Consider the following 12,719-nt stretch of genomic DNA (forward strand, 5'->3'; position numbering starts at 1 on the left):
TCACTAGCTTGTTGAGTGCGCAATGCCTGCTCCGAAACTACTTTGCTCTTTTGCTCTTTCAGCGATCGCAACTGCCACCTGGGCTTTAAACCCTTCCAACGCCCTTGCTTTTTCAGATACTCAATCTCACTGGGCCGCTACCTGCATCGACCAATTAGCGGCCACAGGACTGGTGAACGGTTATCCGGAGGGCACGTTTCGGCCCCAGGCGACCCTCACGCGCACCGAATTTGCCGTGCTCATGCTCAACTCGTTTGGCAGTGTTGAACCCACTCGTCAGGCTCCGGCGTTTCGAGATGTGCCCGCCGACTTCTGGGGCTATCGCGCCATCCGAGAGGCTTACGCGCGGGAGTTTTTCTCGGGCTATCCCGATAGCCTGTTTAAACCTGCAGAGGCCATTCCTCGGGTGCAGGCGATCGCAATTTTGGCAAATGCCACTCACATGAGCAGTGGAGAGCCGCCGGAAACGGTTTTGCAGCGGTACTTTGACGATGCCCAGCAGGTGCCAGCGTATGCCAGAAGGGCAGTCGCAGCCGGAACGGTTGGGCGATTGGTCGTGAACTATCCCAACCTGCGGCAGCTACAGCCCAATCGAGCCATCACTCGGGGCGAGGTGGCCGCTGTGCTATGCCAGTCTCTAAACCTCGCTCGAACGGTGCCCTTGGAGTATGTCGCAGGCGATCGCACGGTGTTTGCTATTCCCCCCGAAATGGGTGGGTACAACCGCTTTTCAGAGGGATTAGTGCCCTTTGCCTTCAATGGCAAAACCGGGTATATGAATCAACAGGGGGCAACTGTCATTGCGCCACAGTTTGACGAAGCCTGGGCGTTTTCAGACGGATTAGCGGCGGTGCGCGTCGGTTCCCAATGGGGCTTTATCGATCGCACCGGGGCCTATGCCATTCCCCTGCAGTTTACGACCCAACCTGGCGACTTTTCGGATGGGTTAGCCGCGATTCGTTCTGCAAATGGGCAGACCAGCTTTATTGATAAAACGGGTGCTCTGGCGATTCAGCTCCAGCCCGCCTACGTGAGCTCTTTTTCAGAAGGGTTAGCTGCGATCGCAGGAAATCGAGGTTACGGCTTTATCGACAAAACGGGGGCGATCGTGATTCAGTCCCAGTTTGAGGAAGTTAGGGCCTTTTCAGACGGGCTGGCCGCCGTGAAGGTGCGGCCAACCCCCACAGATACGGCTCGCTGGGGCTACATCGATCGCACGGGAGCCTTTGTCATTGAGCCGCAGTTTTATGAGGCGCAGCCTTTCTCCGAAGGGTTAGCAGCGGTGCGAGGCCCCGCTGGTGACGGAACTATGTGGGGTTATATCAACCGTGCTGGTGAAGTTGCCATTCAGCCTCAATTTTTTGCCCAACGGGAATATCAAGGCCCGGTGGCAACACCCTTTTCGGGGGGCTTTGCCATGGTGCGACAAGGTGAGCAGGCTGGGTTTATCGACCGCACAGGAAAGTGGGCGATCGCACCTCGGTTTGTAGATGCCGACAACGTCTCAAACGGCATGGCCCGAGTGAATGTGGGCGGCACCTGGAGGCGGGTACAGACGGGCTGCACCCACAGTGACGGCTGCTTTTACGCCAGCCAGCTCCAGGGTGGCAAGTGGGGCTACATTCAGATGCCTCGCATGGCTAATCCATAGATAAAGCTACAGATTCCAAATGACATAACCCCACTCGAAACCGATACCTCGTAGGGGCATTGCACTGCAATGCCCCTACAAACTGGGGATATACAAATCGAATTTGCTCTATAAATAGCCGTCCCTTCGACTTCGCTCAGGGACCGGCTATGGCTATTTTTATCGTTGGGGGTGCCGCGCTAGCGGCATGGACGATTGGTATTACACCTATTTGCCTGGACTGCTATCGTACGACTCGCACGCAGCACAATCCTAGAAGCCCAGCAGCCGTCGTAAGCCGCTACCGATGACGCCGCGTGAGTGCCAAGATCGCCAACTTAGGAACCTCGCTAGAACAAACGTAGAATCAGCGGATAGCGAAACGCTACGTTGGGCTTAGTGAGGCTGTGAACAATGGCGAGAATCGGCATGATGAGGTTCACAATGCCCAGCACAACCAGGAGCGGAATGCCGATTAGCACCCAGGCTAAAACGCCTGCAACAGCCCACCAAAACCACATATTGATGTGAAAGTTGATCGCTTCTTTGGCGCTCTCTTTGATGACTGAATCGGTGGAAATTAGCAGAATGGCGATGGGAACGCCAACGGACAGCACCAGGGCGTTGAAAAAAATGGAGCCGTGGCTAACGGCAGAGAGAATTTTGCGGGTACCGGTATCTTCAGTGGAATGCATGGGGAATCTCCTAGAAATGTTGAATTTACAATTTTGAAGTCTGGGTAGTCGCTCAGGACCAAATCACTCGGCCTGCTCACGCAGTTCGGCCGTCTTGACCTGCACGGTCATGGGGCGATCGCCGCGCTGAATTTGAAGCTCTAAGGCATCGCCAATTTTGGTATTCTCGACCTTGATTTGCAGCCCGTCGGCACTGCGGATGGGGGTGCCATTCACCTGCAAAATCACGTCGCCTCGACGCAGGCCCGCCGCAGCGGCAGGGGTACCTTCCAGCACCCGAATCACCAGCACCCCATTCACTTCGGGTAAATACATCCCGGAGTTGATGTCGGCGTTGTTGAGCTTGGCCTGCTCGGGGGTGAGGTTAGCAATCTGCACGCCGATGTAGGGGTGGGCCACGGTTTCGCCCCGGGCCAGCATGTCTTTAATTTCCTTAGCTTTGTTGATGGGGATGGCAAAGCCAATGCCCATGGCGTCGGCACGAATGGCGGTATTAATGCCGATCACTTCGCCCCGCTGGTTGACCAGCGGCCCGCCGGAGTTGCCGGGGTTGATGGCGGCATCGGTTTGAATAAACTCCAGCCGCTTGCCGGGAATGCCCACTGAGCTGCTGGTGCGCTTGAGGGTGCTAACAATGCCCAATGTAACGGTGTTGTCGAGGCCCAGGGGGTTGCCCACGGCGATCGCCCAGTCGCCCACTTCGACCCGATCCGAGTCGCCCAGGGTAGCCACGGGCAAAACGTCGTCTTCGCCATCGTCAATTTTGACTACGGCCAGGTCGGTGACTTCGTCAAATCCTTCGACCACGGCGTCAAAGCTGCGGCCATCTTTGAGGGTGACCACCACTCGATCAGCGCCGTTGACTACGTGGGCATTGGTCAAGATATTGCCGGTGTTGTCGATAATGAACCCCGACCCCTGCCCCCGCAGCAGTTCTTCCTGGGGCTGACGAGGAAAGCCACCGCCGCCAAAGAAATCGCGCAAAAAGGGATCTTCGTAGATTGGATCTCGAGCCTGGCGAGTAATGGTTTTTTCGGTGTCAATGCGAACCACCGCCGGACCTACCTGTCGCACGGCAGCGGCCACAAAACTTTCGCTACCAATCGCCTCTGCTGCCGGAGATTGGGCATAGGCCGGAGGTGCGATCGCCGTAGCAAATACCGTTACGGCAGTAAGCATCATCACCAATAGACGCTTCAGGGGAATCCAGAGTCCTTTCAAGGGAGCAAGCCTCATAACGCAACTTCAACGCGCAACAGCAGGGGGGTAGTATCCCGTGAGTTACTCAAAATTGTTTCACACCAGCCTGCCGACGGGGAGAGGGGGATACCGAACTCTCGAGTGGGCTAGGCCGAAGGCTAGCAAGCATGATGAGTGGATGTCAGCCTGGAACGCGGACCTTCGTTTAACTTCAGAATCGCCAGGTCTAAAGCCAGCCTGTTCTCTAGGATCTTTCGTGGGGATGAGGCGTGATTTGGCATGATTTGCTACGCTTTTGGCGCTGCAAACATACCGAACTAATGACTGCCAACTACATCATGGCCCTAGACCTGGGCACCACCGGCAACCGGGCGATTGTCTTTGACCGGGAGGGGGCGATCGCAGGTCAGGCCTACCGTGAGTTGACCCAGTACTACCCGCAGCCAGGTTGGGTTGAGCACAACGCTCGCGAGATTTGGGAAGAAATTGAGTGGGCGATCGGGGCTGCCATCTCTAAAGCCGGGCTCAAGCCTACCGATATTGCCGCCATTGGCCTGACTGTACAGCGTGAAACCTGTCTGCTATGGGACAGCAGCACGGGGCGGCCTCTGGCCAACGCAATTGTCTGGCAGGACCGCCGCACCGCACCCCTGTGCAACCAGCTGCGCGAGGCGGGCAAAGCCGAGGAAATCTACGATCGCACCGGCCTAGTTCTCGATGCCTACTTCTCGGCCACCAAGCTGGCCTGGTTGCTGGAGCAGGCCAAAAAAGAAGTCGATCCGCCGGTTGACTTTGACCAGGTGCTGGCGGGAACGGTGGATAGCTGGGTGCTGTGGAACCTGACCGGGCGGCAGGTGCACGCCACCGACCACAGCAACGCCAGCCGCACCATGCTGCTCAACCTTTCCAGCGGCCAGTGGGATGACACCCTGCTGGAGCTGTTTGGCATTCCGCCCCATATGATGCCTGCGATTCAGCCCAGCGTCGGGGTGTTTGGCCACACCGATCCGTCCATTCTCGGTTGCGAAATACCGATCGCGGCGATTTTTGGCGACCAGCAGGCGGCGCTCTATGGCCACGGCTGCGATCGCCCCGGCCTGCTCAAATGCACCTACGGTACGGGCGCGTTTCTGGTGTCGCACACGGGGGATGAGGTGGCGCGATCGCAGAATCAGCTGCTCTCCACCGTGGCCTGGTCAGAGGTCACGGGCGATGCCAGCCAGCCCCACATTGGCTATGCGATCGAGGGCAGCATGTTTACCGCTGGGGCCTGCATTCAGTGGCTGCGCGACGGTCTACAGGTAATCTCCAGCGCCGCCGAAACCGAAATTTTGGCCCAAAAAGCCCTCACCAACAACGGCGTCTACTTCGTGCCCGCCCTCAGCGGTCTCGGTGCCCCCCACTGGGATATGAGCGCTCGTGGCGCATTCCTTGGCCTCACCGGGGGTGCCCAGCGCGAGCACCTGGTGCGGGCGGTGCTAGAGGCGATCGCCTATGAAGTCAAAGAAGTGGTCGATGCCGTCAACCAGGATGCCGGTACCCCGATTCGCCAGCTCAAGGTTGATGGCGGAGCCTGCAACAACGACTTTCTCATGCAGTTCCAGTCCGACGTGCTGGGCATTCCGGTGGAGCGGCCCCAGGTGCTCGATGTCACGGCCCAGGGGGCTGCCTTTGCAGCGGGGCTGGCCGTGGGTTTTTGGGATGACTACCGCACCTTAGTCGAGAACCGCCCCATCGATCGCGTGTTTGAACCCGGCCCTGGCCAGGCTGAAGCCCAGGACAACTTTGCGATGTGGATGAAAGCCGTCGATCGCGCCAAAAACTGGGCAGTCTAGGCGGTGCTGCTCACCCGTTCCCAAATTGCCGCTACTCTGGAGGAATCTTCTTTTCCCTGCTGCTATGGTTCAGTCCCCCAGTGACCACGGCCTTACTCCCCCTGCGATCGCTCCCCTAGTCGATGCGCCTCCCAACCGCCCCGCAGATGAGGAGATGTGGAACATCGTTGAGCATCACCTGGTGCGCTACGGCGGCAGCTTTGCACCTCGGCTAATTGAGCAGGCACGGGGCAGCTATCTGTACGATCGCCAGGGCCGCAAAATTCTTGACTTTACCTCTGGGCAAATGTGCGCCACCCTGGGCCACAACCACCCCGCCGTGGTGCAGGCCATCCACAAAGCCTGCGAAGACGTGCTGCACCTGTTTAGCGGCATGCTGTCGCCAGCGGTGGTAAACCTTGCCGACGCGCTCTGTCAGCTGTTGCCGCCCCCCCTGCAAAAAGCTCTGTTTCTCAATACCGGCAGCGAGGCCAACGAGGCCGCCCTGCGCATGGCCAAGCTGCACACCGGAGGCTTTGAGGTAGTGGGGTTAAGCACCTCCTGGCACGGCATGACCGCCGGGGCCAGCGCCAGCACCTTTGTCTCGGCCCGCAAGGGCTATGGCCCCGCTATTCCAGGCAACCTGGCGCTGCCCACCCCTAACTGCTACCGCTGCCCCATTCGCCACTGCCAAGACCAGTGCGACATGACCTGTCTGGAAGTGGGGTTTGACCTGGTAGACCGCCAGTCGGTAGGGGCCTACGCTGCCGTGATTGCCGAGCCAGTGCTCAGCGCGGGAGGGGTCGTGGAGCCGCCCGAAGGCTACTTTCAACGGTTGCAGAGCTACTGCCAAGAGCGGGGCATGGTGCTGATTTTAGATGAGGCCCAAACCGCCTTCGGTCGTTTGGGTAGCTTCTTTGCCTTTGAACAGCTGGGCATGGTGCCCGATATTCTCACCCTGTCGAAGACTCTGGGAGGTGGCCTGCCGCTAGCGGCAACCCTCACCAGCGACGCCATTGAGGCCGACTGCTACGAGAAGGGGTTTATCTACTACACCTCCCACGTTTCGGATCCGATGCCCGCGGAGGTGGGGTTGGCGGTGCTGCGGGTGTTGACCAGCCACAACCTGACCGAGCGAGCCGCGACGATGGGGGCCTGCTTGAAAGATGGACTGCTCAAGCTGAAGGATCGCTACGATGCGATCGGCGACGTGCGCGGTCGCGGGCTACTGCTGGGGGTGGAACTGGTGAAGGATCGCACCACCCGCGAACCCGACCCGGAAACCGGAGCCGCCATCACCCGCCGCTGCCTGGAACTGGGGCTGAGTATGAACATTACCGCCCTCCCCGGCATGGGCAGCGTCTGGCGGATTGCCCCACCGTTGACCGTTACCCACGAAGAGCTAGACGAAGGACTAGCTATTTTGGAGCAGGCCATTTGTGACTGTCTGTAGTAGCACTTTAGTAGAACAGTGGGGCAACCACTGTCTGTGTAGCTTAGACTGAACTACTCTTGCACCCGTCCATGCGCCCCCTTACCTACACTGTCTAAACCCCGCGTTACTTGCCTCCGCCATGAAGATTTTGCTGGTTGATGACGAAGTAGAACTGGCCGACCCGCTGAGTCGTTTACTCAACCGCGAGGGTTATGAGGTCGATGTCGCCACCGATGGCGAGTCGGGTTGCGATCTAGCCATCGGTGGCAGCTATGACCTGCTGATTCTCGACTGGATGCTGCCGGGGCTGAGCGGTCTGGAAGTTTGTCGGCGGGTGCGATCGCGCCAAGACGCCACCCCCGTTCTCTTCCTGACCGCCAAAGACACTCTCAACGATCGCGTCGATGGCCTCGATGCCGGAGCCGATGACTATTTGGTCAAACCCTTCGAGCTGCGCGAACTGCTGGCGCGGGTGCGGGCGCTGCTGCGGCGATCGCCCAACCTCGATGCCTCCCCGCCAGCCCGTCTCGCCTACGATGATCTCACCCTCGACGAAACCAACCAGCTCGCCCACCGCCAGGGCCAGCCCGTCGAACTCTCCGAAAAAGAAACCCGCCTGCTGGCCTACCTGCTGCGCCACCCCAACCAGGTACTCACCCATGAGCAAATTTACCAGGGCGTCTGGGATGATCAAGACACTCCCAGCAGCAACGTTGTCGCCGCCCAAATGCGCCTGCTGCGCCGCAAGATCGAACCCAAAGGCACTGCACCTATCATTCATACGGTTTACGGCAAGGGGTATCGGCTGGGCAGCTAACGGCTAACCAATTTTGAACTTTGAATTTTGCCTTGCGTACCTTGCAGTCGACAATTCAAAATTCAGAACCTCGACCCCGGCTGTCGCAAAAACTCAGCTTCCTCGGCTGTCGTTTCTCGCCCCAGCACCTCATTGCGGTGGGGAAAGCGGCCAAACCGCTGAATCACCTCGCGGTGGCGCAGGGCGTAGTCAAGGGTGGATTCAAATTTTTCGGGATCGTGGGCGTGGAGCGATCGCACCAATTCCACACTGCGCTCCTGATCGGCCAAATTCTCGCTGTGCTCTAGCGGCAGGTAAAAAAACATGCGCTCCACCGGCAGCACCTGCTGGTCGTAGCCGTTCTCTAGGGCATGGTAGGCGGTGGCCAGGGCAGCGCGATCGCCCCCAAAGCAGTGGGCATCACCCCGAAACAGATTGCGCGGAAACTGATCCAGCAGCAGCACCAGCGCCAAACAGGAACGAGGCTGCGATCGCCATTCGTCCAACTCACCTGCGATCGCCCGTTCCACATCCCCTAAAAACCGCTGCCGAATCACCTCATCAAAAGCTGGGTCCTTCTTAAACCACACCTTTCGCTGCTGACCATACTCCCCCTCTAGATCCTCCGGATCTCCAAACCAAAACCGCAGAATCCCCTCCGCCCGCTCCATTGCCTAACCCCTACCCGTCTACCCATCCACCCACCTACCCATCCACTCGCCTACCCATCCACCCATGCACCCATCCACCCACCTACTCACCTACCCGCCTACCCATCCACTCCCCTACTCCCTCACTCCCCGCCTAACTCAACACCAACGGATCCATCGCATAATCCTCCCACTTCTGGTGAAAACGCTCCGATATATAGGGCGTTAGCACAAACTGAGGCAATTTATCCCCGGTGACATCGATTCGCACGAACGAATAGGGCCGTCGCCGCTCAGTTTTGTGACCCGTCAGGCCCATATATAGCTGCGACTTGGCCACTAGTCGAAACGCTACCTGCCCGTCAGGATCGGTGCCCAGAGGTTCGTAGAGCATAGTGCCCTCGGGTCGTTGTCGCCTCAGGCTGAGACCGCTACCGCCGCAGACCACACAGTTCATGTGGCTGTCGGCGTAGCCTGTGGCCTCGGTTTTAAGGTACTCAAAGCAGTGGGCATGGCCGTTGAGCACCAGGTTGACCGGGGGGCGATCGGTGCTAATTTCGGGTATAGCCGCCGCCACCTGATCGAGCACCCAGCGCAGGTTTTGGCGAATGGCCATGGTCTGCGCCTGCCCCCACTTGGTCGCCTCCGTGACGTAGGGCGGGTGGTGAAAGAAGAGCACTCGCCCCCGCACCGACTTGTCCTGCCAGGAGGCAATTAGTCCGTCTCGCAGCCACAGCAGCTGCTCGGTATCGACTAGCGTAGTGGGTCCTGGGTTAGCCTGTTTTTCAACATCTAGCAGCATTTCTTCTAGCTGCTCAACCTTGGCCTGGAGGTCGTCTAGGCGCTCCTGAGTGTGGGGGTCGTCAGGCTGTAGGTGGATAGCCTCGTCGCGCACCTGCTGCTGCTCGCGCAGGATGGCCTGCCGCTGGGCCACCAGTCGCTGGTGGTAGTGGCTACTGGTAGCCCGCTGGGGTGACAGCGCCGGGTCGTTGAAGGTGCTGGAGTCGAGGGCAAAGAAGTCGATACCGCCGTAGCGAAAGGTGTAGTAGCGGTTGGGCAGGCGGGTAAACTGCCCCGGCTGGTAGCGCAGCCCCCAGGTTTTGTCATCCCAGGGGCCGTAGTGGCGGTCGAGGTGGGCTGCCAGCTCATCGTCTGACAGCCCCTTTAAGTAATCTAAAAAAGCACGGGCGTAGGCGTCACCCACCCCAGAGCCACGCCAGCCCACATTAGGGTTGAGGTTGAGCCGCAGCAGCTTGCGAATGGGCCGACTCAGCTGCACCACAATGCTGTAGAGCCTGGGCAAATTGTAGTAGTCGTGGTTACCCGGTACCGCCAAAAATGGAAAGCGAAACAGCATCTCGTCGAAGGCTACCTGATTGGGGCGATCGCCCCCCACCAACAACTCCCGGTAGGGCTTGATAAAATTCTCTGGGTACTGCTCGCTAGAGCCAACCTGGTACACCACATCGCCCGTGTGCAGCAGAAAGCGGCAGTCTTGCAGGTGAGGCAGCATCTGCTGAGCCACTCGTCGCTGGGGATGGTGGTCGGGGTGTGGTCCAGAGCCGCTATCGCCAATTACCAGAAACGAAAACTCTTTATCCTCGCTGCGGCCATCGTCTAAAATCAGGCGGGTTTGGTCAATGTGGCGTTCCCTCAGGGCCGGGTGCTGCCAACACACGCGCTCCTTCATTTTGGCGACTTTGAGCAAGATGGGCGGGTCAAGAATGGAAGCCATGGGTCCTGCCAATGATGGTTGCGTGGCGGTGAAGAGCTGCCTAAAGCAAAAGAGCCGTAAACTCAGGGTAAACTGACTTCCTTAAAATTGCTCCTCACCCATGCCCCTCGATTCTATTCACGCCGTTATCTACCAGCTAGAGCAACAGCCTCGCTGGCGCAGTCGGGGGCAGTTTCGGCAGGTGCTCAACCACTGGACTGCTGTGGTTGGCGAAGGGGTAGCCCGACAGGCGGCCCCGGTGCGCCTCGATCAAGACGTGCTGCACGTGGCGGTAGTCAACCCCATGTGGGCGCAAACGCTAACTCTAGAGCGCCTGCGCATTCTTGCCAAGCTCAACGATCGCCTCCATCTCAACCTCAGCGACATTCGTTTTTCTAGCGGCGACTGGTATCGGCAAAAGGCCGGTAAAACCACCGCTGCCCCAGCTTCAGCTTCCGCAGAATTGCCCGAGTGGCTGCGGCAGCACCCCAGCTACGAGCCCCGAGCTATTCCGCGGTTGGCCCAGCGGCCCCAAACGCCCGAAGAAAGCTTTGAGCGTTGGGCAGGCATGACTCAGCAGCTTGCCGCCCAGCAACCCCTTTGCCCCCAGTGCCAGTGCCACTGCCCCATGGGGGAACTCAAGCGCTGGAGACGGTGCAGCATTTGCGCCGTCAAAAGTCTCAAAGGTCCGGTGGGAAGGCATTCTGTATAACGGGCTTAACTCCAAATACCTGAGCAAAGTTAGTGACAACGACTGGACGCACCGCCTCCACCGTAATTCCTGGGCAAAACTGGGCTAGGCTGCCCACGGGTTTGTCGGTAATGCCGCAGGGGGCGATCGCATCAAACCCGCTCAAATTAGGGCATACATTCAGCGCAAAGCCGTGCATGGTCACCCAGCGACTCACCTTAATGCCGATCGCCGCCAGCTTATGGTTGCCCACCCAAACCCCTGTCAGCCCTGGCTGTCGCCCGGCCACCACGCCAAAGGCAGCCAGGGTTTGAATCAGCACTTCTTCAAGCTGGCGCAGGTACCAGTGCAGGTCAGGCCGATGCTGCTTGAGGTTGAGAATGGGGTAGCCCACCAGCTGACCGGGGCAGTGGTGGGTAACCTCGCCGCCCCGCTCGGTGCGAAACAGCGGGTAGGGCAACGCTTCGGGTGGCACCTTGAGATGAGCTAGCGTAGAACCCTGGCCCAGGGTGTACACCCCAGGGTGCTCGACCAGCAGCAGGCGATCGGGCTGAGGTGATTCGCGATGGCTCTGCACTAGGTTCTTTTGCAACGCCCAAATATCGGCAAAGGGTGCTAGCCCCAAGCTATAAACATCGCAGAGAGGCCTTGCTCCCCGGTCGTTTTGGTCCATGCTTGTCAACTGTAAATTAGCGCAAATCGTCTCTTTTTCAGGCGTTGGCAATCAAGAATTATCAACCCATGCAAAGGATTCTAACGGACGCTGTTGTGCAGAATACAAGGTGTTAGGGTGAAACCAAGCCGACGTATCAAGGAGTCCGCTTTATGAAGCTGGTAATCCATGGCAGAAATATTGAGATCACAGACGCGATTCGGGAGCATGTAGAGCAAAAAATCCTCAAGGCGGTGAGCCACTTCAAACACCTCACCAACGAGGTTGATGTCCATCTGTCCGTAGCCAAAAACCCCAGAATTGGGGCCAGTCAGTCCGCCGAGGTCACGCTATTTGTAGACGGTGCCGTTGTGAGAGCCCAGGAAAGCAGCGAAAACCTCTACGCCAGCATCGACCTGGTAGCCGACAAAATCAGCCGCCAGCTGCGCAAGTTCAAAGAAAAGCGCAACAACCGCATGCAGGGCAATTTGGGTAAAACCACCGAAGCCTATCTCAACGAAGCCCCAGCAACCGATGTTACCCATGTGCTCAGCACCAGTGAGCCCCAGCTGCCCGACGAGGTCATTCGCACCAAGTACTTTGCCATGGCCCCGATGACCGTAGCTGAAGCCCTGGAGCAGCTAGCCCTGATTGATCACGATTTCTACATGTTTCTCAACGCAGAAACTCAGGAAATAAACGTGATCTATGAGCGCAACCACGGCGGCTATGGGTTAATCCAGCCCCGCAAGGCCAATCAAAATGGCCACCTCAACGGCAACGGTAGCAAGGCTAAGCACCCTACTGAAGCCACTGTTCACAGCTAGTCCTTGGCGTTTATCGCCAATACCAAGTCCCAGATTTCGCTAAGAAATCTGGGACTTTTGTTGTTGAATGGGAGGCCCCTATACTAATCGTCCATGCTGCTAGCGCGGCACCCTCAACAATAAAAACAGCCAAAGTTGTTCCCTAAGCGAAGTCGAAGGGAATAGCTATTTTTAGGGCAAACCCCAAACGCATACCCCTGATTCCATGAAGGCTGACCTGTAGGGGCGTAGCCGAACCAGAGGACCTATGGCATCCGCTCTGAGGAATTGGGGGTAATCGAACAGGATTTAGTATTAGCTGGCAGAAGTTGCCGACAGCAGGGGTTCTACACCACCCTGGGCATCAAGGGCAAACAGGTCGTCGCAGCCGCCCACATGGTGGTCGTTGATGAAAATTTGCGGCAGCGATCGCCGCCCGTTCGCCCGCTTAGACATTTCGTTGCGGGCGGCTTCATCCCCGTCAATGCAGTATTCGGTGTAGTCAATACCCTTTTGATCGAGCAGGCGCTTCGCTCGAATGCAGAAGGGACAGCTGCTCCAGGTATAGATTTCGACGGTGGGGTTCATGGCACGCCTCCGGGCAATGTTTCAAGTTCTTTACATTATCTTAGTCTT

General features: G+C 58.2%; 12 protein-coding genes. 6 read left to right on the plus strand and 6 right to left on the minus strand.

Annotated elements, in window-relative coordinates:
- Nucleotides 1–22: 22 nt before the first annotated feature.
- Nucleotides 23–1,651 (plus strand): WG repeat-containing protein, encoded by a 1,629-nt coding sequence (locus IQ265_RS00450; RefSeq protein WP_194050252.1) that lies wholly within the window; start codon nucleotides 23–25, stop codon nucleotides 1,649–1,651.
- Between the two features lie 329 nt (nucleotides 1,652–1,980).
- On the opposite strand, the gene IQ265_RS00455 is transcribed toward IQ265_RS00450, so the two are convergent.
- Together IQ265_RS00455 and IQ265_RS00460 are read right to left on the minus strand one after the other, a co-directional pair.
- Nucleotides 1,981–2,325, minus strand: coding sequence for a DUF4870 domain-containing protein (locus IQ265_RS00455; RefSeq protein ID WP_194050253.1), 345 nt, complete (start codon nucleotides 2,323–2,325; stop codon nucleotides 1,981–1,983).
- A 63-nt stretch (nucleotides 2,326–2,388) separates the two neighbouring features.
- On the minus strand, nucleotides 2,389–3,504 hold the full coding sequence (locus IQ265_RS00460; RefSeq protein WP_194050615.1) for an HhoA/HhoB/HtrA family serine endopeptidase: 1,116 nt from the start codon (nucleotides 3,502–3,504) through the stop codon (nucleotides 2,389–2,391).
- 341 nt (nucleotides 3,505–3,845) lie between these two features.
- Here IQ265_RS00460 and glpK point away from each other — a divergent pair, with 341 nt between their 5' ends.
- From glpK to rppA, 3 genes are all read left to right on the plus strand, one after another.
- Nucleotides 3,846–5,360 (plus strand): glycerol kinase GlpK, encoded by a 1,515-nt coding sequence (gene glpK, locus IQ265_RS00465; RefSeq protein WP_194050254.1) that lies wholly within the window; start codon nucleotides 3,846–3,848, stop codon nucleotides 5,358–5,360.
- Between the two features lie 154 nt (nucleotides 5,361–5,514).
- Nucleotides 5,515–6,792 (plus strand): aspartate aminotransferase family protein, encoded by a 1,278-nt coding sequence (locus tag IQ265_RS00470; protein WP_194050616.1) that lies wholly within the window; start codon nucleotides 5,515–5,517, stop codon nucleotides 6,790–6,792.
- A gap of 121 nt (nucleotides 6,793–6,913) precedes the next feature.
- Nucleotides 6,914–7,591, plus strand: coding sequence for a two-component system response regulator RppA (gene rppA, locus IQ265_RS00475; RefSeq protein ID WP_194050255.1), 678 nt, complete (start codon nucleotides 6,914–6,916; stop codon nucleotides 7,589–7,591).
- Between the two features lie 62 nt (nucleotides 7,592–7,653).
- Here rppA and IQ265_RS00480 read toward each other — a convergent pair whose 3' ends face one another.
- Together IQ265_RS00480 and IQ265_RS00485 are read right to left on the minus strand one after the other, a co-directional pair.
- A complete protein-coding gene (locus tag IQ265_RS00480; protein WP_194050256.1) occupies nucleotides 7,654–8,241 on the minus strand; it encodes a DUF924 family protein in 588 nt (195 codons plus the stop codon).
- A 133-nt stretch (nucleotides 8,242–8,374) separates the two neighbouring features.
- Nucleotides 8,375–9,955 (minus strand): metallophosphoesterase, encoded by a 1,581-nt coding sequence (locus IQ265_RS00485; protein ID WP_194050257.1) that lies wholly within the window; start codon nucleotides 9,953–9,955, stop codon nucleotides 8,375–8,377.
- A gap of 100 nt (nucleotides 9,956–10,055) precedes the next feature.
- On the opposite strand from IQ265_RS00485, the gene IQ265_RS00490 reads away from it, so the two are divergent.
- Nucleotides 10,056–10,646, plus strand: coding sequence for a DUF721 domain-containing protein (locus IQ265_RS00490; RefSeq protein ID WP_194050258.1), 591 nt, complete (start codon nucleotides 10,056–10,058; stop codon nucleotides 10,644–10,646).
- On the opposite strand, the gene lipB is transcribed toward IQ265_RS00490, so the two are convergent.
- The gene (lipB, locus tag IQ265_RS00495) at nucleotides 10,615–11,298 is read right to left on the minus strand and encodes a lipoyl(octanoyl) transferase LipB (RefSeq protein ID WP_194050259.1); all 684 of its coding nucleotides are present in this window, start codon (nucleotides 11,296–11,298) and stop codon (nucleotides 10,615–10,617) included. The two genes, IQ265_RS00490 and lipB, sit on opposite strands and share 32 nt — an antisense overlap.
- 152 nt (nucleotides 11,299–11,450) lie before the next feature.
- On the opposite strand from lipB, the gene raiA reads away from it, so the two are divergent.
- Complete coding sequence (gene raiA, locus IQ265_RS00500) at nucleotides 11,451–12,104, plus strand: ribosome-associated translation inhibitor RaiA (protein WP_194050260.1); 654 nt, start codon at nucleotides 11,451–11,453, stop codon at nucleotides 12,102–12,104.
- A gap of 294 nt (nucleotides 12,105–12,398) precedes the next feature.
- Here the strand turns inward: raiA and grxC are convergent, their stop codons facing one another.
- The gene (gene grxC / locus IQ265_RS00505) at nucleotides 12,399–12,671 is read right to left on the minus strand and encodes a glutaredoxin 3 (RefSeq protein ID WP_194026011.1); all 273 of its coding nucleotides are present in this window, start codon (nucleotides 12,669–12,671) and stop codon (nucleotides 12,399–12,401) included.
- Nucleotides 12,672–12,719: the final 48 nt, after the last annotated feature.

It is taken from the genome of Nodosilinea sp. LEGE 06152, from assembly GCF_015207525.1.
Classification (GTDB): domain Bacteria; phylum Cyanobacteriota; class Cyanobacteriia; order Phormidesmidales; family Phormidesmidaceae; genus Nodosilinea.

What these genes read in the sequence shown, in the direction of transcription:
- lipB (WP_194050259.1), bottom strand. Translation starts at nt 11,298, where the DNA reads ATGGACCAAAACGACCGGGGAGCAAGGCCTCTCTGCGATGTTTATAGC.
- IQ265_RS00460 (WP_194050615.1), bottom strand. Translation starts at nt 3,504, where the DNA reads ATGCTTACTGCCGTAACGGTATTTGCTACGGCGATCGCACCTCCGGCC.
- IQ265_RS00485 (WP_194050257.1), bottom strand. Translation starts at nt 9,955, where the DNA reads ATGGCTTCCATTCTTGACCCGCCCATCTTGCTCAAAGTCGCCAAAATG.
- raiA (WP_194050260.1), top strand. Translation starts at nt 11,451, where the DNA reads ATGAAGCTGGTAATCCATGGCAGAAATATTGAGATCACAGACGCGATT.
- IQ265_RS00450 (WP_194050252.1), top strand. Translation starts at nt 23, where the DNA reads ATGCCTGCTCCGAAACTACTTTGCTCTTTTGCTCTTTCAGCGATCGCA.
- IQ265_RS00470 (WP_194050616.1), top strand. Translation starts at nt 5,515, where the DNA reads ATGTGGAACATCGTTGAGCATCACCTGGTGCGCTACGGCGGCAGCTTT.
- IQ265_RS00480 (WP_194050256.1), bottom strand. Translation starts at nt 8,241, where the DNA reads ATGGAGCGGGCGGAGGGGATTCTGCGGTTTTGGTTTGGAGATCCGGAG.
- glpK (WP_194050254.1), top strand. Translation starts at nt 3,846, where the DNA reads ATGACTGCCAACTACATCATGGCCCTAGACCTGGGCACCACCGGCAAC.
- rppA (WP_194050255.1), top strand. Translation starts at nt 6,914, where the DNA reads ATGAAGATTTTGCTGGTTGATGACGAAGTAGAACTGGCCGACCCGCTG.
- IQ265_RS00455 (WP_194050253.1), bottom strand. Translation starts at nt 2,325, where the DNA reads ATGCATTCCACTGAAGATACCGGTACCCGCAAAATTCTCTCTGCCGTT.
- IQ265_RS00490 (WP_194050258.1), top strand. Translation starts at nt 10,056, where the DNA reads ATGCCCCTCGATTCTATTCACGCCGTTATCTACCAGCTAGAGCAACAG.
- grxC (WP_194026011.1), bottom strand. Translation starts at nt 12,671, where the DNA reads ATGAACCCCACCGTCGAAATCTATACCTGGAGCAGCTGTCCCTTCTGC.